This is a genomic window from Martelella sp. FLE1502 (assembly GCF_053484255.1).
Map to the genome: position 1 here is coordinate 1 of NZ_JBAKFQ010000007.1, position 18,357 is coordinate 18,357.

At 62.9% G+C, this 18,357-nt stretch carries 16 protein-coding genes; 4 read left to right on the forward strand and 12 right to left on the reverse strand.

Translation table 11 applies throughout. The annotated features are described in order from the left end of the window. Positions 1–110: 110 nt before the first annotated feature. The 5 genes from V6767_RS08015 to V6767_RS08035 form a co-directional block, all read right to left on the reverse strand. Positions 111–1,067, reverse strand: coding sequence for a sugar-binding transcriptional regulator (locus tag V6767_RS08015; protein ID WP_448472984.1), 957 nt, complete (start codon positions 1,065–1,067; stop codon positions 111–113). Between the two features lie 344 nt (positions 1,068–1,411). Continuing rightward, positions 1,412–2,191, reverse strand: a complete 780-nt coding sequence (gene pcaD / locus V6767_RS08020; protein ID WP_448472985.1) for a 3-oxoadipate enol-lactonase — start codon at positions 2,189–2,191, stop codon at positions 1,412–1,414. 155 nt (positions 2,192–2,346) lie between these two features. Beyond that, positions 2,347–3,285: a catechol 1,2-dioxygenase gene (gene catA, locus V6767_RS08025; RefSeq protein WP_448472986.1), complete on the reverse strand. Its 939-nt coding sequence runs from the start codon at positions 3,283–3,285 to the stop codon at positions 2,347–2,349. A 53-nt stretch (positions 3,286–3,338) separates the two neighbouring features. Continuing rightward, complete coding sequence (gene catC, locus V6767_RS08030) at positions 3,339–3,629, reverse strand: muconolactone Delta-isomerase (RefSeq protein ID WP_448472987.1); 291 nt, start codon at positions 3,627–3,629, stop codon at positions 3,339–3,341. A 2-nt stretch (positions 3,630–3,631) separates the two neighbouring features. Beyond that, the gene (locus V6767_RS08035; protein WP_448473134.1) at positions 3,632–4,816 is read right to left on the reverse strand and encodes a muconate/chloromuconate family cycloisomerase; all 1,185 of its coding nucleotides are present in this window, start codon (positions 4,814–4,816) and stop codon (positions 3,632–3,634) included. A gap of 148 nt (positions 4,817–4,964) precedes the next feature. Here V6767_RS08035 and V6767_RS08040 point away from each other — a divergent pair, with 148 nt between their 5' ends. Then, positions 4,965–5,870: a LysR substrate-binding domain-containing protein gene (locus V6767_RS08040; RefSeq protein WP_448472988.1), complete on the forward strand. Its 906-nt coding sequence runs from the start codon at positions 4,965–4,967 to the stop codon at positions 5,868–5,870. Positions 5,871–5,898: 28 nt separating this feature from the next. Here V6767_RS08040 and V6767_RS08045 read toward each other — a convergent pair whose 3' ends face one another. The 5 genes from V6767_RS08045 to V6767_RS08065 all read right to left on the reverse strand — a co-directional run bounded on the left by V6767_RS08045 (position 5,899) and on the right by V6767_RS08065 (position 11,625). Next, positions 5,899–6,900 (reverse strand): ABC transporter permease, encoded by a 1,002-nt coding sequence (locus V6767_RS08045; RefSeq protein ID WP_448472989.1) that lies wholly within the window; start codon positions 6,898–6,900, stop codon positions 5,899–5,901. A 12-nt stretch (positions 6,901–6,912) separates the two neighbouring features. Continuing rightward, positions 6,913–8,415, reverse strand: coding sequence for a sugar ABC transporter ATP-binding protein (locus V6767_RS08050; RefSeq protein ID WP_448472990.1), 1,503 nt, complete (start codon positions 8,413–8,415; stop codon positions 6,913–6,915). A gap of 96 nt (positions 8,416–8,511) precedes the next feature. Continuing rightward, complete coding sequence (locus tag V6767_RS08055; protein WP_448472991.1) at positions 8,512–9,459, reverse strand: sugar-binding protein; 948 nt, start codon at positions 9,457–9,459, stop codon at positions 8,512–8,514. Between the two features lie 148 nt (positions 9,460–9,607). Then, positions 9,608–10,600 (reverse strand): sugar-binding protein, encoded by a 993-nt coding sequence (locus V6767_RS08060; protein ID WP_448472992.1) that lies wholly within the window; start codon positions 10,598–10,600, stop codon positions 9,608–9,610. 44 nt (positions 10,601–10,644) lie between these two features. Next, positions 10,645–11,625 carry an NAD-dependent epimerase/dehydratase family protein gene (locus V6767_RS08065; protein WP_448472993.1) on the reverse strand — a complete coding sequence of 327 codons (981 nt, stop codon included), beginning with the start codon at positions 11,623–11,625 and terminating at the stop codon, positions 10,645–10,647. Positions 11,626–11,778: 153 nt separating this feature from the next. Between V6767_RS08065 and V6767_RS08070 the strand changes: the two genes are divergently transcribed. Genes V6767_RS08070 through V6767_RS08080 form a run of 3 tightly spaced genes read left to right on the forward strand, consistent with a single transcriptional unit; the run spans position 11,779 to position 14,562 of the window. Further along, a complete protein-coding gene (locus tag V6767_RS08070; protein ID WP_448472994.1) occupies positions 11,779–12,519 on the forward strand; it encodes an ATP-binding cassette domain-containing protein in 741 nt (246 codons plus the stop codon). Positions 12,520–12,531: 12 nt separating this feature from the next. Next, a complete protein-coding gene (locus tag V6767_RS08075) occupies positions 12,532–13,521 on the forward strand; it encodes an ABC transporter permease (protein WP_448472995.1) in 990 nt (329 codons plus the stop codon). 42 nt (positions 13,522–13,563) lie between these two features. Further along, positions 13,564–14,562: a LacI family DNA-binding transcriptional regulator gene (locus tag V6767_RS08080; protein WP_448472996.1), complete on the forward strand. Its 999-nt coding sequence runs from the start codon at positions 13,564–13,566 to the stop codon at positions 14,560–14,562. Between the two features lie 82 nt (positions 14,563–14,644). Here the strand turns inward: V6767_RS08080 and V6767_RS08085 are convergent, their stop codons facing one another. Beyond that, positions 14,645–16,312: a hydantoinase B/oxoprolinase family protein gene (locus V6767_RS08085; RefSeq protein WP_448472997.1), complete on the reverse strand. Its 1,668-nt coding sequence runs from the start codon at positions 16,310–16,312 to the stop codon at positions 14,645–14,647. Between the two features lie 3 nt (positions 16,313–16,315). After that, entirely contained in the window at positions 16,316–18,352 is a 2,037-nt protein-coding gene (locus V6767_RS08090) for a hydantoinase/oxoprolinase family protein (protein WP_448472998.1), read from the reverse strand. Between the last annotated feature and the right edge of the window lie 5 nt (positions 18,353–18,357).

An 18,357-nucleotide genomic window follows, 5' to 3' on the forward strand; every position in this document is an offset into this window, starting at 1 on the left:
ACGAAGGGTCGATGGCACACGATGGTCAAAGCTTGGGGCTTTGTCAGCAGTCTGATAAGAACTTTGTTCTTACACGATTCCGGACGGTATCCACTTCACCTGGAATTGCTCTACCGTGGCCCGGCCATCAGCGCCCGGGCCACGGCTTCGTTGGTGGCGAGCCGGTTGACATAGCCGCCGCGCAGGATCGCCCGGATGATCTGCACCTTCTCGATCCCGCCGGAGACCAGCATCGACATCGGCTTCAGCTTCATCTTCTCAGGGGCGAGCGCCATGATCGAGTCATTGAGAAAATGATCAACCGGCTGTCCCTGCGCATCCAGGAAACAGCCCAGGAATTCGCCGACCGCGCCGCGTTTCAGGATCTCGTCCAGATTGTCCTTCACCACCCTGATCTGCGTCAGCGTCGTGTCCTCGGCAAGCCAGCCGCAGGAGGCGATGCCGAGATCGGCGATTTCGGTGCGCGCCAGCACATCCGTCAACTCGTCGATCAGGAGCAGCGCCTCGCGACTTTCGGGCGAGGCGCAATAGAGCGGCGCTGTGAGATAATGGCATTCGACGCCGAGCTTGCGGGCAAGGCTCGTCGCCACTTCGAATGTGTTGGTGCCGGAAGAGCGCGTCGCGCCTCCCGTCAGACCGACGACCCAGCTATTGGCATGCGGTCGCGCGTTCAGCCGTCGCACGGCGAAACTCAGCGTGCGGCCGGTCGCGATGCCGATGCCGAGATCCCGCCGCTCGATCAGACCGCCGGCCATCGCGCCGGCCGCCTCCCCGATCACCCGTTTCTGTTCCAGGAAGTCCTGCACATCGGGCACCACGGTGGCTTCGGCAAGGCCGTAGCGCTCGGCAACCGCTTCGGCGAGCGCAATGCAGCCGGTGAGCGGCAGCTTGACATCGATCTGGACGGCTCCGTCCTCGCGCACCTGGCCGATGATCTTGTTCACCCTGAGCCGGGTCATGTTCATCCGGGCCGCGATTTCCTGCTGCGTCAACCCGCCGACAAAGTAGAACCAGGCGACGCGCGCGCGCTCAAGCTGTTCCGGAAGGCTTTCGTTCAGATCATCCACGCTCGCTTCACCCATCATTCTGGTCGGCTATCGGGCCATCGAGACCAAGCCGAGGCTTGGCCCATATAGGCCGGGCAACATCTAAAGAACAACAGAAGATATCGGTATGACATACAATCACCAAACTCGGACCGTTCCGCTCGGCATGGCCCTGTTCTATCTCAAAATGCGATGAAGGACGTCCGGATTCGCGACATCTATTTGGCTGTGATCCCCTTCGTCGCGATCCAGCTCGCAACGTTCCTGCTCGTCGCGCTGTGGCGGGCGCTGGTGCTCTGACAATTCGATTGACGCAGCGCGTGGCGCGGGGCCCCATGCCTGGCGAACCGGGATGCCGGCCTGGTTCATTCCTGCAACAGGAACGCGGTCAGCGCCTCGTTAAACGCCGTTGCCGATTCCACGTTCACGATGTGACGGCCGGGCAGTACGCAGAGCTTTCCGTCCTGCACCCTATCGGCGATCATTGCGAGATCCGCGGGCGGACAGACGGCGTCATCGGCGCCTGCGACAGCGAGAACGGGATTGGAAATATCGCCCAGCGCATCCCGGAAATCCGCGCGCGCGAGAGCGGCGCAGCAGCCGGCATAGCCTTCGGCGTCTGTTGCGGCAAACCGATCGAGGATCGCATCGACGGCGGCAGGGTTCTGCGCCGCAAATTCCGGCGAAAACCACCGCTCCCTCGTCGCCCCGGTCATGCTGGCAAGGCCGCTGGACCGGACGGCTTCAATACGGTCTCTCCAGCTTTCCGCGCTGCCGATCCGGGCGGCTGTTGCGCACAAGACCATGCGATCGAAACGCTCCGGCGCGTTCAGCGCCAGCCATTGCCCGGTCAGTCCGCCGATGGAAAGACCGCAGAAATGCGCGCGGTCGATCTCGAGCGTATCCATCAGCGTCAGAACATCGCCGCCGAGATCATCTATCGTGTAAGGCCCGGCCGGCGCGCCCGATCCGCCATGGCCGCGCCGGTCATAGCGCAGAATGCGGAAACGGTCGCTCAGATCGGCCTCCTGCGCATCCCACATCGTCAGGTCCGCGCCCAGAGAGTTACAGAACACCAGCCACGGTCCGGCATGACCGTCGATACGGTAATGCAGACGGTGGGAGGGCAGATCGATATGCGGCATGGACAGGCTCCAGCTGTTTTCAGGCAAGGCATCCCGCGCTTGAAACACAACCCCGCCTTCGCTTCGGCGAGGCTGACGCCGGTGCCTTTAAAGGCATGGTAACAGATTCTCATCCGCGCCGCCCGGCCTGAAGCCGGGCGGCGCAAAGGCCAAGATCAGCCTTCGGCGCGCTTGCGCATCTCGTTGACCTGATTGTCAACGCCGTCGACCAGAGCGGTCAGGTAGATGTCGAACGTGATCTCGGCAAACGGTCCGTTCAGGTTGTTGGCGTGGATGCTCTCCTCGTCAGTTCTCTCGACGATGCGGGGCACGAGGCCGTCGCGGGTCGCATAGGCGAAATCGTCGTTGATCAGCGGATCGCCTTCGATATTGATCTGGGTCGTCAGCTTGCGGTGTTCCGGCGCGCTGATGAAGAAGTGAATATGGGCCGGACGCTGACCATGGCGGCCAAGCGCGGACAGCAGCTTCTCGGTCGGGCTGCCGGGAGGCACGCCATAGCCGCTCGGCAGGATGCTCTGGAACTTGTAGCGGCCATTCTCGTCGGCGATGATGGTGCGGCGCATGTTGAACGGCGCCTGCTTGCCGGTCGGGTCGAAGTGGGAATAGAAGCCGCGCGTATCACAGTGCCAGACTTCCACCTTTGCGCCCGGCAGCGGCTTCTTGTCCGCGCCATGGACCACGCCATGCATGATCAGCGTCTGACCATCGGTGTCTGTGCCATCGTCGAGACGGGCAAAGCCGGTCGATTCCGGCGCGCCGGCGACGTAAAGCGGACCCTCGATGGTGCGCGGCGTCGGGTTTTCGATGCCCAGCGCCTCGTCGATGGCATCCAGGCGCTCGTCGATGAAGTGGTCGAGACCGAGGCCAGGCGAAATCAGGCCAGCCTGCCCCGCGGCACCCAGATCGTTCAGCCAGGCAATGCCGGTCCAGTATTCGTCGGGCGTGATGTTCAGGTCATCGATCGCCTTGAACAGGTCCGACATCAGCCGGTGAACGATTTCCTTCATCCGCGGATTGCCGTCCGCCTTGTCCAGTCCGCTCACGACATTCAGGAATTCCTGCACATCGGGACGGTCGAAGATTTTTACGGTCATGATTTCTCCTCCTTGCGTTACATGATTTTCCGGGCGGTGCGCCCATCTTGAGTTCAGCTGTCGTCCTCGCGGATGGCAGAGGGATGACGCAGCAGCGGCGCGACTTCGATCCGCATGAAGCGGAACAGCGGCAAACCCGAAATAAGAACGTGCAGCTCGTCATTGTCGGCCACGTCGAAAATGCTGACGTTCGAGTATTGCCCGGCGATCCGCCAGATATGGCGCCATTTGCCCTGCCGCTGCAGATCCTGGGAATAGGCCTTCTCGCGCGCGAGGATATCGGCCACCTCGTCGCTCGGCAGGTCGCGGGGGATGTTTACATCCATACGCACATGAAACAGCATTTCTATCTCCTGAACGTTGTGTCGCGGTGAAACCCGTCGCGGGCGAAGAAGGCCACGCGATCATGATCAAGCGTGATGCCAAGCCCGGGGCCATCCGGAACGGTCAGCGAGAAATCGCTGTATTCCAGCGGCGTAGCCAGGATTTCTTCGGTCAGGAGCAACGGTCCGAACAGTTCGGTGCCCCATTGCAGGTTCGCGAATGTGGCAAAGGCATGGGCCGCGATGATGGTGCCGACCGCACCTTCCAGCATGGTGCCGCCATAGAGCCCTATGCCCGCGGCATCGGCGACGGCGGCCACCCTGAGCGCATTGAACGCGCCGCCGCTCTGCTCCAGCTTGACGGCAAAGACATCCGCGCCATGCACACGGGCGAGCTCAAATGCCGATTCCGGCCCGGTGAGCGTCTCGTCCGCCATCAGCGCGATCGGGAAACGGCGAACCAGCCGCGCGAGCCCCGAGGCCGTGGCGACCGGCTGCTCCACCAGTTCACAGCCTGCATCGGCGAGCGCCGCCATGCCGCGCGCAGCCTCGATCTCGTCCCAGGCCATGTTCACATCGACCCGGACCGCGCCGCGATCGCCGAGGGCCGCCTTGATGCGGGCGACATGCGCGATGTCCTCGGCGAGCGGCCGGGCGCCGATCTTCAGCTTGAAAATATTGTGGCGGCGCAGGTCCAGCATCCGCTCGGCCTCGGCGATGTCGCGCCCGGTATCGCCAGAGGCCAGCGTCCAGGCGACCGGCAGACGGTCGCGCCGGCGTCCGCCCAGAAGCTCGCTGACGGGCAGGCCGAGGCGCTTGCCATGCGCATCCAGGAGCGCGGTCTCCACCGCGCATTTGGCGAAGCGGTTCCCCTTTACCATCTTGCCGATCCGCGCCATCAGCGCCTGAATGCGCGTGGCGTCCTGCCCGGTCATCAGCGGCGCGAAATAGGTATCGATCGCGAGCTTCATGCTTTCGGGGCTTTCGCCGCCATAGGCGAGCCCGCCGATTGTCGTGCCTTCACCGATGCCGGTAATGCCGTCCCTGCAATGCACCTTCACGAGCATCAGGGTCTGGCCGTCCATGGTCGCGACGGACAGTCTGTGCGGCCGGATCGTGGGCAGATCGACCAGCACGGTTTCAATGCGTTCGACGACGGGGCCGGACGCTGCGGACGGAACGGTATTGTAATCTGGATAGCTCTTCATGCTCGAATACTGGCGCGCATTCATCCGCCGCGTCCAACACTATTTCTGTTGGTTTCGATACCTATTGGGCATAGTATGGCGAAAAATCTGCGAAACAGGCCTCTTTCGTTCCTCAGAATACCGAATACCTTGATTTGCGAGAGAAGACATGGAACTCCGACAGCTGCGCTATTTCGTCGCCGTGGCGCAGCAGCGCAACTTCACCCGCGCCGCCGAGATCCTGAACATCACGCAACCGCCGCTCAGCCGGCAGATTCAGTTGCTCGAGGAGGAACTGGGGGTGGCTCTGTTCCACCGGTCAAGCCGTCCCGTCCGCCTGACCGATGGCGGCCGTCTGTTCTACGAGCAGGCGCTTCAGGTTCTGGGGCGGATTGACCAGATGGTGGCCTCCACCCGCCGGGCGGGGCTGAGGGAGAAGCAGGTTCTATCCATCGGATTCGTAGCCTCGATGCTCTATGCCGGCCTGCCGGCGCTCATCGGCCGGCTGCGGCAATCGGCGCCGGAGCTCGACATCCAGCTTGTCGAGCTTCTCTCCATACAGCAGATTCCGGCGCTGAAGGAGGGGCGTATCGATCTCGGTTTCGGCCGGCTGCGCCAGACCGATCCAAACATCGTCAGCACAGTGCTTTACGAGGAGAGGCTGGTTCTGGCCGTCCCTCCGGGCTCCAAACTCGCAGAGTCGGACGGGCCTTTGCCTCTCGCCGAGCTGGGCGAGCATAGGCTGATCGTCTACCCGAAGGAACCGCGGCCGAGCTACGCTGATCAGGTCTTGAACCTCCTGCTTCAGTCCGACGCGCGCGCCGGCGAGGTCCAGGAGGTGCGTGAACTGCAGACGGCGCTCGGCCTGGTCGCGGCCGGCGCCGGGGTCTGCGTGATCCCGGCTTCGGCCCGGCAGATGCGCTCGGATGTGCACTATCGCCCGCTCGCCGATGCCCAAGCAACCTCGCCGGTGATCCTGTACCGCCGCCAAGGCGAGAAATCGCGCTGGCTGACGCTGATTGACAGCCTGACTGCGGACCTCGCCACCAAGGCGCCGGGTTATCAGGATCAATGAGAGAGCAGACAAGGCAGCCGCATGAGGATCAGTCGTCGGCGCTCCCTGTTGCTCTGTCGAGCAGAGACATTGCCGCCTGATGCCGGCGTCTTTCGCGATAGGCGGAAAATTGCGTGTCGGCGATCACCCCGGCCAGGATGACGCTGCCCATGACCGCGAAGTTCAGGGATGAGGGAATGCCGAGAAGGTTGACGAGGTTCTGCAGCACCTGAAGCAGGATGACGCCAAGCACCACGCCGATGATCGAGCCCTCGCCGCCGCGTAGCGAAAACCCGCCAAGCACGGCGGCGGCAATCCCGTACAACTCGTAGAAATTGCCGTGCGATGCCGGCTGCACCGAGCGGGTATACATCGCGAAGAACACCGCCGAAAGGCCGGTCAGCAGCATGCACAGCACATAGGCCGAGACGATTACCCTTCGCGTATTGATGCCGGAATAGCGTGCCGCCTCCTCGTTCTTGCCGACGGCGAACAGATGCCGCCCGAACACCGTGCGATGCAGGACGAACCAGGAGACGACGGCGACGAGGGCGAAGGCGATCACCGCGTGCGGGATGCCGAAGCTGCGCCCGGCGACGAGATATTCGAGCGCCGGAAAATCTGTTCCAAAGGTGAAGCCGGCCGTGCCGTCGCGGGTGTAGAAACGGGCAATGCCGCGATAGATCAGCAGCCCGCACAGGGTCACAACGAAGGGCTGGAGCTTCAGCCTGGTCACCAAGAGGCCGTGCAGCAGGGCGATGAAAACGGCGAGCACAAGAACGATCGCGAGGGCAACCGGCCATGCCACGCCATGGGTCGCAATCAGATCGATGAAGATGACCCCAAGAAGCGCGATGACGGAGCCGACCGAAAGCTCGATCCCGCCGGTCACGATGACGAAGGCTTCGGCGATGGAAAACAGGCCGAAAAGCCCGATCAGGTTGGCCGTGTTCGCAAGATTGATCGGCGACAGAAAGCGCGGATTGACCAGCGCCACGATCGCCCCGACGCAGATCACCAGAACCGCAAGCCCGATATCTTTTCTATGCATTATCGTAACCTTCTATCCGACGGCCAGCCGCAGGATGTTCTCCTCCGACAGTTCCTCATGTTCCAGAATTCCGGCGATGCGGCCTTGGCTCATCACGGCGACGCGGCTCGACACGCCGAGCACCTCCTCCATGTCGGAGGAAATCATCAGAAGCGCCGTGCCGTTCGCGGCGAGTTCGCGCATCAGGCGATAGACCTCCGCCTTGGCGCCGACATCGATCCCCCGCGTCGGCTCGTCCAGGATGATGACCTTCGGCCGTGTCGCCAGCCACTTCGCCAGCACGATCTTCTGCTGGTTGCCGCCCGAAAGCTCCGCAACCGGCCGGTCGAGCCGGCTCGCCTTGATCGCGAGATTGTCGCGCGCGGCGACCGCCAGAGCGAGCTCGGCCCGCCGGTCGACGAAACCGCGTCGCGACAATGCGGCAAGGCTCGGCATCGCAATATTCCCGGCAATCGCGAAGTCGAGAAACAGACCTTCGGACTTGCGGTCCTCCGGCACCAGACATATCCCGGCCCTGATCGCGTCCGGCACCGAGCCGGGCGCAACCGGCTCTTGCGCCACGGTCACCGTTCCGGCTTCGATCGGGTCGATGCCGAAAATGGCGCGGGCGAGCTCTGTGCGCCCCGCGCCCACAAGCCCCGCAAGCCCGAGAATCTCGCCCCCGCGCAACACAAGATCGACGCTTTCATGCGGATCGGCGGCGGTGCGCAGGCCCCGCGCCTCGAGCACGATGTCTCCGCGCTTGTCGGCGGGCTTTTCGTAGAATTCCGAAACCGGACGGCCAATCATGAGGCGCACCATGGCATCCTTGCGGATATCGACGCCGACGAGGTCGCCGGCATTGCGGCCATCGCGCAGACCGACGACCCGGTCGGCGACCGCCTCTATCTCGCCAAGACGATGGGTAATGAACAGGACGGCGACGCCTTGGCCGCGCAGAAGCCGGATGACGTCCAGCAGGCGCTGCGTCTCCGAAACCGTCAGGCTCGATGTCGGCTCGTCCAGGATCAGCAGGCGAACATTGGTCGAAAGCGCCCGGGCGATTTCCAGCAATTGCTGGTCGGCAAGCGAAAGCTCGGCCACGGGATCGGACGGGCCGAAGCGTGTGCCGAGCATGGCGAGCAAGGGCCGGACGCGATCTTCCATCGCCGCGCGGTCGATGAAGCCGAACAGGCTCTTGCGCAATTCCCGACCCAGCATCACGTTTCCGGTCACATCGAGATTTGAGAACGGGTTCAGTTCCTGGTGCACGAAGGCTATGCCATGCGACAGTGCGCGGGCGGGGGTCAGGCTTTCCATGCGATGACCGTCAATGATGATTGCGCCGTTGTCCGGCCGGATTGCGCCGCCGAGCACCTTCATCAGCGTGGACTTGCCGGCACCGTTCTCGCCGATCAGGCCGACGACCTCGCCGCCGGCGATCTCCAGCGAAACATCGTTGAGGGCAATGGCGCTGGAATAGACCTTGGTGATGCCGCTCAACGTCAGGGAAATGGGTGTGCCGATCGGTGCCATCGTTTCCTCAAACCGTCCGATTGACCCGTGCGGACAATGATGTCCGCACGGGCGGGAAATGCCTGTGGCGACAGGAGGGACGCCGCATTTCCCGGGCTAGCCGTTGATGCGCTTCTTGAGCTCGGCCTCGAAGGCATCGACATTGTCCTTGTCGATGATCTTGGTGGGCACGATGATCAGCCCGTCCGCCGGAATTTCCGACCTGTCGCCTTCCAGGTAGGACGCCATCAGCTTCATGCCCTGATAGCCCCACTGGTATGGGTCCTGCACGACGGTGCCGGCGAACGAGCCTTCGCGAACAGCGCCGAGCGTGATCGGGTCCTCGTCGAAGGCGATGACGGTGATGTCGCCCAGCTTTCCGGCCGCCTGAAGGGCTTCGTAGATCTTCGGCGGATTATAGGAATAAAAACCCACCATGCAGTTGATATCCGGGCTTGCGGCCAGCACGTCATCGACATTGGAGCGGGCGCGGGCGAAATCGACGTCGTCGCCGCGCACATCCACCAGTTCGATGCCCTTGCCTTCGACCGCCTGACGGAAGCCGGCGATGCGTTCCTTGGCATTGTCCGCGCCGAGAAAGCCGACAAAGCCCATGCACTTGCCGCCATCCGGCATCGCGCCGACGGCGATTTCACCAGCCTGAACGCCAGCGGCGGTGTTCGACGAGCCGAGATAGGCGATCCGGTCGGATTGCGGCGCGTCGCTGTCGGTGGTGAACAGCGGCACCTGCGCGGCAATCCGGTTGAAGGCGTCGATCGAGTTCTTCGGATCGGCCGACGAAATCATGATCGCGTCCGTGCCGGCGGCGACCAGATCGTCCATCAGCGCGTTTTGCAGAGCGGCGGTGCCCTGGGCCGGATAGCGAAACTGCAGCTCGTAGCCCGGCAGCTCGGCCTGGGCTGCGGTGACACCCGCCTCGGCCAATTTCCAGAAGTCCGATGCGGCATTGACGACGAAGGCAAGCTGAGGCTTGTCGTCGGCCATTGCGGCGGTTGCGGTTACAGCGAAGCCCGCTGCAGCCAGGAATAGGGATGTCTTGTTCATGATGTCCTCCCGCGACCCTCTCCTCCAGGATCGCTCTTACCGGGTTGAAAATGGCGCACGGCAACGCCGCAGCGGGCCTTGCCCGACGCCGTGGCATGCGCTGGCGCGGACGGGCGACCGCCTGAAGGGCAAGCCGCCCGCCGGGGTCTCAGTTGTTCTCGCAGAAGCCAGGTTCGTCCGCGGTGCAGACGTCGAGCCCGGTGAACAGCGGATCGTCGACGCTTTCGCCTTTGATAAGCTGGATCATGACGTCGGGCGCGCGGTAGCCCATCTCGAACGGACGCTGGCCGACCTGCACATGGCTGCGCCCCTCGCGGAAGGCCTTGGTCTGCGGCGGCAGCGTGTCGCCGGCGATGATGATCAGATCCTTGGATTTCAGCCTGTCCATCACCTGATCCGTCACCTGGGTGTAGGCCTGCGGGGCGAACTGCGCCCAGCCGCCGATCAGGATAAAGGCATCGAGATCCGGATTGGCGGTAAACACATCAGACATCTGCTGGTTGGCGAGGTCGGCCTGGTCGTTGGTGAAGACCGGGCAACCCTCGATCTCGGTCCAACCGTTCTGGCCGGTGAGCCGGTCGACTTTCTTTTCGCCCGCGATCGTGTCGCGGAAGCCCTGGGCGCGGGCATTGATGTTGTCGGCGGCGACATTGCCGAGCTGGAGGCAGACCGTGCCGCCGTCAGCGCGAAGCTTTTTCGCCTCTTCCGCCATCTTGACGCCCATCAGATAGTTGTCCGTGCCGAGATAGGTCTTGCGCAGATCGCGATCCTGCTCAAGGAAATCGGCATCGATGGTCATGACCGGAACGTCCGGCGCGATCTCGCGAATGCGGTTGGCCATGGCCGGCGCGTTCGACGGCGAAATCGCGATCGCCGCAACGCCGCGGGTCAAGAGGTCATCAACGATCTGCACCTCGCCGGCTTCGTCGGACGACGAGGCGGGCCCGGTGTAGAGGCACTCGTATTCGCTGTCCTTGTTTTCCGAAAGCCACTTCTTGCAGCCGAGATTGATCTGCTCGAAGAACGGGTTATCGAGTCCCTTGACCACGATGGCCAGCGTCTTCTTGTCCTGCGCTCCCGCCTGACCGGCAAGAAGCATGGCCGCCGACGGGGCGGTTATAGCCAGATACTTGATATTCATTGCAATTCTCCTCCTCTTCGCAATCGCCGGCAAAGGCTCCTTCCTCAGCCGGGATACCAGACAATGCGCGGGTCGTTTTCGCCGCGCCTGTAGTTCCATGCACGTTCAATGAGCTCCTCGAGGCCGACAGACGGCGTCCAGCCCAGCACCTTGCGGGCCTTGGCATTGTCCAGCCAATTGCTGTGAAACGGCGTCGTTATCTCGGCCCGGTCTCTGCCGTTGGTCTCCACCATCGCCGCGACCGCGCCGTAATCGACGGGTTCGTTCATGGCGATATTGAAGAGCTCGCCATGGGCCTCAGGATTGTCGATCGCAAGCAGGATCGCGCTCACCAAATCGTCGACATGAATAAAGTTGCGCTTCAGAAAACGGCCTTCGGCATCGCGCATGGTGGGAAAGACGTCGCCATTGCGCATTTTCGCAAGATCATCTGCTTCGACGAGCGTTTCCCAAGGCGGGCCACCGAACTGGGTGTCGTCGAGGGCAAAAGCATATCTGAAATCATCCTTTTCCATGATCCACGGCGCGCGCAGGATCGTGTAGCCAAGGTCATACTGGATGCCGAACTGTTCCAGCATCACCTCTTCCATCACCTTGGTCAGCGCATAGACGCCCGGATAGGCGCGGCGCGGCGACGTTTCGGTGATTGGCGCGGCGTAGCCCTGAAAAATATGGCCGACGACGCAATCGCCGCTGAGCAGCAGGAACTGGCGACCTGTAGCAGACCGGCGGAACCGGTCGAGCAAAAGGTAAAGTCCCTTCAACGCGACATCGATGGCGAGATCGGGCGATTCCTTCACCGCGGCCAGATGAACGACATGGCTGACGCCATTGAGCGCCCGCTCGACCACCTGTTCATCGGCCATCGAGCCGCGGATCACGGTGACCCGGCGATCATCCGTTTCGATGAGGCGATTGTTGCAAAGCGCCACCACCTCGAAATCCGAAAAACGCTGCTCGGCCAGAAAGGCGGGCAAGAACGCCTGTCCCACTTTTCCGGCCGCGCCGGTCACCAGCAGCTTCATCCGCACCCCTCGATATTTCCTTGTGTCGGTCGTGATAATTATTTACTAATAATATTAAGTCAAGTTATTATCGATTTAGTTATGGTGCCGGAGGAGGCAGCCGATTAAGCTCTCGGCTCTCAGGAGCGGCGCTGAACAACAAGGAGGGGACCTGTGTCGAGACTTGTTTTGTCGGGAATATCGAAGAATTTCGGGGCCATTCAGGCCCTGTCATCCGTGTCGCTGGAAATCGCGCCGGGGGAGGTGCTGGGCCTGATGGGCGATAACGGCGCGGGCAAGAGCACGCTGGTGAAGATCATCGCCGGCAATTTTCCGCCGTCTGCGGGCGAAATGAGCATCGACGGCAAGCCCGTGACCTTCCACCGACCGCGCGATGCGCAGGAGCAAGGCATCGAGGTCGTCTATCAGGACCTGGCGCTCTGCGACAACCTGTCGGCCGCCTCGAATGTCTTTCTCGGCCGCGAGGCCATGCGCCGGGTCGGGCTGGTGAAATATCTGAACTATCGCCAGATGAACGAGACCGCGGCAGACCTCTTCCGCCAACTCAAATCCGAAACCCATCCGCGTGATCTCGTCAGGAAAATGTCCGGTGGCCAGCGCCAAGCGGTCGCCATTGCGCGCACGCTGCTCTCGAAGCCGAAGATCGTGATGATGGACGAGCCGACGGCGGCGATCTCGGTTCGTCAGGTCAAGGAGGTGCTCGACCTGATCCTGAGGCTCAAGGACCAGGGCATCAGCGTCATCCTGATCAGCCACCGGATGCCCGATGTCTTCGGCGTCGCCGACAGGATCGCCGTCTTGCGGCGGGGCGAGCTTGTCGCCAGCAAGCCTGCGGCAGGCTCCTCTCCCGAAGAAGTCACCGGTCTCATCACCGGCGCAATCGAAGCGGCATAGAAAGGCGAACCGATGACCACCATGGACAACGTTATATCAAGAAGCCAGCACCGCAACTGGGCATCGAAGCTCGCCACCCAGCAGCTTTTCTGGGTGTTCGTCGCCGCGGTCGCGGCCTGCCTGGCGCTGAGCCTCATGACCGATACTTTCGCAAGCGAGAGAAACCTGTTCAACGTCGCCCGCAACTTCGCCTTCGTCGGCATCATCGCGATCGGCATGACGGTGGTGATCGCCTCGGGCGGGATCGATCTGTCGGTGGGCTCAAGCGTGGTTTTGAGCGCGATGGTGATCAGTGTGCTGATGGCCGGCGGCATGTCTTTCTGGCTCGCCGCCCCCATGGCGATCGGCGCAGCACTTCTGGTGGGGCTGGTGAACGGCGTGCTGATCGCCTATGGCGGGATGCCGCCCTTCGTGATCACGCTTGGCACGCTTTCCGCCGCACGCTCGCTCGCCATGGTGCTTTCCGACAACAAGATGATCTGGGAATTCGGGCCCGACCATGATCTCCTGCTGTGGATTGGCGGCGGCTCGACACTCGGCATTCCGCACCCGCTCTACGCGCTGGCATTCCTGACGCTCATCATGTCGCTCGCGCTCAAATGGACGCGCTGGGGCCAGCATGTCTATGCCATTGGCAGCAATGAGAGCGCCGTGCGGCTGACCGGCATTCCGGTCAAGCGACTGAAGGTCAGCATCTACATGTTCTCCGCCTTCACCGCGGGCGTGGCGGGAATCCTGATGGCCGGATGGCTCGGCAGCGTGACCACCAATCTCGGCCAGGCGCTGGAGCTGACCGTAATCGCAGCCGCGGTGATCGGCGGCGCCAACCTTGCCGGCGGCGAGGGCACGGCAATCGGCGCGGTCGTCGGCGCGCTTCTGATCGAGGTCATTCGAAACTCCCTGATCCTTCTCGGCATCTCGACATTCTGGCAAGGAATGTTCATAGGTACCTTCATAATTATCGCGGTGGCCTTCGACCGAATCAGGCATTTCAGATCATGAGGCCTGCCAGTGGCGACTGCGCCGATCGTCTTGGAGAATGCATTGAAACCGACAATGATGGATGTCGCCGCCCGCGCCGGCGTATCCCAGGCCACCGTCTCCCTCATTCTCAACGGCAGTTCCGGCGCCCGCTTCAGCGAAGCGACGCGCAAAAGAGTGTTCGATGCCGCCGAGGCGCTGGGCTATCGGCTGTCCAACAAGACGGCGACCGCCAGCCACGCGGCCGCCAAGGTCATCGTCTTCCTCGTCGATGAGCTCACCACCGACCCCTGGATGGCGCTCGCCTTCGAGGGCGCGCGGGAAAAGGCGCTGGAGAACGGGATCATCGTGACGCTTGGCGTGTTCCGCAAGGGCGAGGATCCGGATGATGGGGTATTGTCCATCTGCGAAAGCCAGACGTTGGTGGGCTATATCTTCGGCACGATCCTGACCCGCAAGGTCGATCCGCCGCAGGCGCTTCTCGATGCACCCTCCGTGCTCGTCAACTGCTACGACCAGCAACGCCGCCTACCCTCGATTGTGCCCGGCGATGTGGCCGGCGGACGCGCCGCGACCGAGCGCCTGATTGCCGGCGGGCGCAGGCGGGTCGCGCTGATCAACGGCCAGGAAGGGCTCGACAACCCGCGCGACCGGCTGCGCGGCTACAAGCAGGCGCTCGCCAGCAACGACCTCGCCTATGATCCGAAGCTCGTGCATTACGGCAACTGGGAGCCGTCATCCGGCTATGAAAAGACCCACGAACTGATGAAGCTTCCCGACCCGCCCGACGGCATTTTCTGCGCCAACGACCTGATGGCGATCGGTTGCCTTGAGGCGCTGAAGGAGCTCGGAAAATCCATCCCCGCCGACGTCGCCGTCGTCGGCTTCGACAATCGCGATATCGCCCAGTTCACCATGCCCCCGCTTACCACCTACCATCTCCCCATGTTCGAAATGGGCGCGATGGCCGTCGAATTGCTCGAGGACATGATGGGCGGGCTGACCAGCGCCCATGACCAACTCAAGGTCGAGTGCACTCTGATCGAGCGGGTTTCGGGTTAGCCGAGCGGCCTGCCATGTGCCGGCTGAAGGGATATGGCTTCGCGTTTGGCCCGGGTGTCCTGTGGGACCGAGCCAGGTCACGTCACGAATAGCCGTAAATCTCCGCGCCCTCGCTTGCTGTCAGCAGACCTTCGGCGATCTCGCGCTCTATTGCCGCGCGGTCGCGCTTTTTCGGATCGCCATAGCCGCCGCCGCCGGCTGTCTCGATGATCAGGCGGTCGCCCTTGAGGAGTTCGGTGTTGCCCTTGGAGGGGAGCTCGATGCGTTCGCCGTTGCGCTCGACCGCGAAGCGTGAGTGCTGGCCCTCCCTGCCGCCGAACAGCCCCCAGGGCGCGACCTTGAAACGGTCGGAGTAGGAATTGAAGGTGACGCCGTCGGCGAGGATCCGATAGACCCGGCGGGCGCCCAGTCCGCCGCGCCGCTCGCCCGCGCCGGCAGAGCCGCGCCGCAGCGAATATTCCTCGACCCGCATGAACGGATAGTCGGTCTCCAGCGATTCCACCGGGACATTCGAGCAATTGCCGACATAGCCGTCGACGACATCGGCCCCGTCCGCCCCAGCTGAAGCGCCCCATCCGCCGCCGACGACCTCCATGTAGACCCGATAGCGATCCGGCGCGATGTGGCCCATGCCGATCGCATTGGTGGTATCGTGACCGGAGGCCAGCACCTGATTCGGGACCACTTCGGACATCGCCAGCATGATGACGTTGTAGACGCGATGGCAGGCATTGTTGCGCGCCCGCACGGCCCGCGGCTCGCTCGGGTTGAGGAAGCTGCCATAGGGCACATGGACGGCGCGGATCGGGCGATAGAGGCCGTCATTGACGGGAATGCGGCCGCCGCCCAGCAGGATGCCGATGGCGCCATAGGCCGCGGAGATCGTCGCGGCCAGCGGGGAGTTGATGATGCCCTTGGTCTGGGCAGCGCTTCCGGAGAAATCCAGTTCGAGGGAATCGCCCTCCACCGTGATTTTGACCGCCACGCGAAGGGGGTCGGACGTGAACCCGTTGTCATCGACGAAGTCCTCGGCCTGGTAGACGCCGTCCGGGATCGCGCGGATCGCTTCGCGGGCCAGGCGTTCCGAGTAATCCTGCAATTCGGCCGCGCCGGCCAGCACCGTGTCTTCGCCGAACCGCTCGAGCATTTCGATGAAACGCGCCTCGCCGGTGCGGTTTGCGGCAAACTGGGCGTAGATATCGCCCATGACCTCATTGGGCGGGCGAACGTTGATGCGGATAAACTGTTCAAGCAGGCCGTCGCCGAGATCCCGGTGGACGTTGAAGCGGGAGAGCGGAATCCGAAGCCCTTCGGAATAGACGTCGTTCGCGCCTGCATTCGGGCCGGCCGCGCCGCCTCCGGTATCGATATGGTGGCCGAGCGAGGCGCTGAACGCTACCAGCTTTTCGCGATAGAATACCGGCGTGAACAGGATGATGTCGTTGAGATGCTGTGCGCCGCTATAAGGGTCATTGGTGATCAGTCCCTCGTCCGGCTGGATGGTCGACAGATCGAACTTGTTTGCAAAGGCCTCGAAGACCTTGCCGAAGGAATTCATGTGGATCGGGCAGAACTGCGCCTGGGCGATGATCCTGCCATTCCGGTCGAGAAATGACGTCGAGCAGTCCCGCGCCTCGCGGATGATCGTGGAATAGGCGGAGCGAACGAGCTTTTCGCCCATTTCCTGCGCGATGCCGTGAAGCCCGTTGCTGATGATGTTGAATGTCGCTGGCGTGAGTTTGTCGGACATTGTTTAGGCCTCGCTTGTCAGGATAAGGGCGCCGGTAGGATCGACCGTCGCGGTCCAGTCCGGTGGAACCAGCGTTGTGGCGGTCGGCTCCTCAATCACCGCCGCGCCTTTGATCACCGTTCCGGGAAGAAGATCGCCGCGCCAGAAATACTGGCAGCCAACCGGCGAACCGCCGAATGTGATTTCGCCGGTGGTGGTCGGCTGAGGCGCCTCGGTCGAGACGACCGGTCGGGTGAGCGACGACATGACTTCGGTGGCCGCGGCAACCGCCGCCGTCAGCCTGAAGGTCACGATTTCCACGTCCCCCATGGATGCCACAGCGCCATAGCGCTTTTCATGCGTGGATTTGAAGAGCTCGAGAATATAGGCCTTGCCCTCGCGCTCGACCCGGTCGAGATCGACATCCGAGAGCAATTCATAACCCTGGCCGACGAAGCGCATTTCCAGCTCGTATTCGAAGGCAATCTCCTCGGGCTTGCAGCCGAAGGCTGCAAATTCCTCCTCCGCCTGCTTCCGGATGCGTTCGAACGTGGCGCGCACATCGCCGGCGACATCGTCAGTCACCCTAATCAGATTGGTTTCGCGATAAATGCGCTTGAGGTCGGCAACCAGAAGGCCGAGCGCGGAGAACAGGCCGGGATAGGGCGGCACCACAACGCGGTTCACCTTGAGTTCGGTGGCGGCAAGCGCACCGATCATCGGCCCCATGCCGCCATAGGCGTAGATCGCATAGCCTTTCGGATCATGACCGCGCTGCACCGAGACGAGCCGGATGCCCTGGCTGACATGGGCGACGCCAATATCGACCATCGCCTGCGCCATCGAAGCGGCCGTCTCGCCCTCGCCCACCGCAAGCGTCTGCAATGCCGCCGTGGCGCGCTCCGGATAGAGCGGCATGCGCCCGCCGAGAAACCGTTCCGGACGGATCCAGCCCAGTTCCACCAGGGCGTCGGTCAACGCCGGCACCTCGCCGCCATGACCATAGCACGCCGGGCCAGGGCGAGCGCCCGCCGAACGCGGGCCGACCTGCAGCATGCCGCCGGCATCGATATGGCCAAGACTGCCGCCGCCAGCCCCGATATTGGCGATATCGATGCTGGGAAGGCCGACGGGCAGGCCATCCACTTCCGTTTCGGAAGTGATGCCGGGCGCGCCGCCTGCGATCAGGCAGATGTCGGCGCTGGTCCCGCCGACATCGAGCGTGATGACATCCTTGTCGCCGATCGCGCCGGCCATGCTGACCGCGCCGATGACGCCGGCCGCCGGGCCGGAATTGAGCATTTCCACGCCGCGCGCATGCGAGCCGGTGCTTGGGAGGACGCCGCCGGAGGACTGCATGACAAACAGATTGCTTCCGGGCGATCCGGCATGAAGATGCTGCTCGAGCCTTTCGAGATAGCGACCGACCAGCGGGACGAGATAGGCGGCCATGGCCGTCGTCGAGGCCCGTTCATATTCGCGGAACGTCGGCAGCACGTCCGAGGACAGGACAACAGGCAGATCCGGCTTCAGCCTGCCGATGATTTCACGGATACGCTGCTCGTTCTCGGGATTGCGATAGGCATGCATCAGGCAGACGGCGAGCGCTTCAGGCTTTTCCGTTTCAAGCAGGCCCTCAACCGTAGCGACAAGCGCGTCTTCATCAAGCGGCGTGACAACCTGGCCGTCCGCGTCGACGCGCTCCTCAGCCTCGATGGTCAGATTGAGCGGAACGAGGGGCTCGGGCTTGCGGCAGGCAATAGCGTAGACGTTGGGCCGCAACTGTCTCTGCAGACGCAGCAGGTCCTTGAAGCCGGACGTGGTCAGCAATGCGGTCCGGCATCCCTTCCGCTCGATGACGGCGTTTGTCGCCACGGTTGATCCGTGAAACAACTGCTCCAGCCCCGACAGGTCGCCCTCGAGCGCGGAGTTGAGGCCATCCAGAACGCCAATCGATGCATCGTGCGGCGTGGAAGGAACCTTATGGCTGTGCACCACGCCGTCTTCGATCCAGATGAGATCCGTGAAGGTGCCACCGACCTCGATTGCCATTTTCACCATAGTAT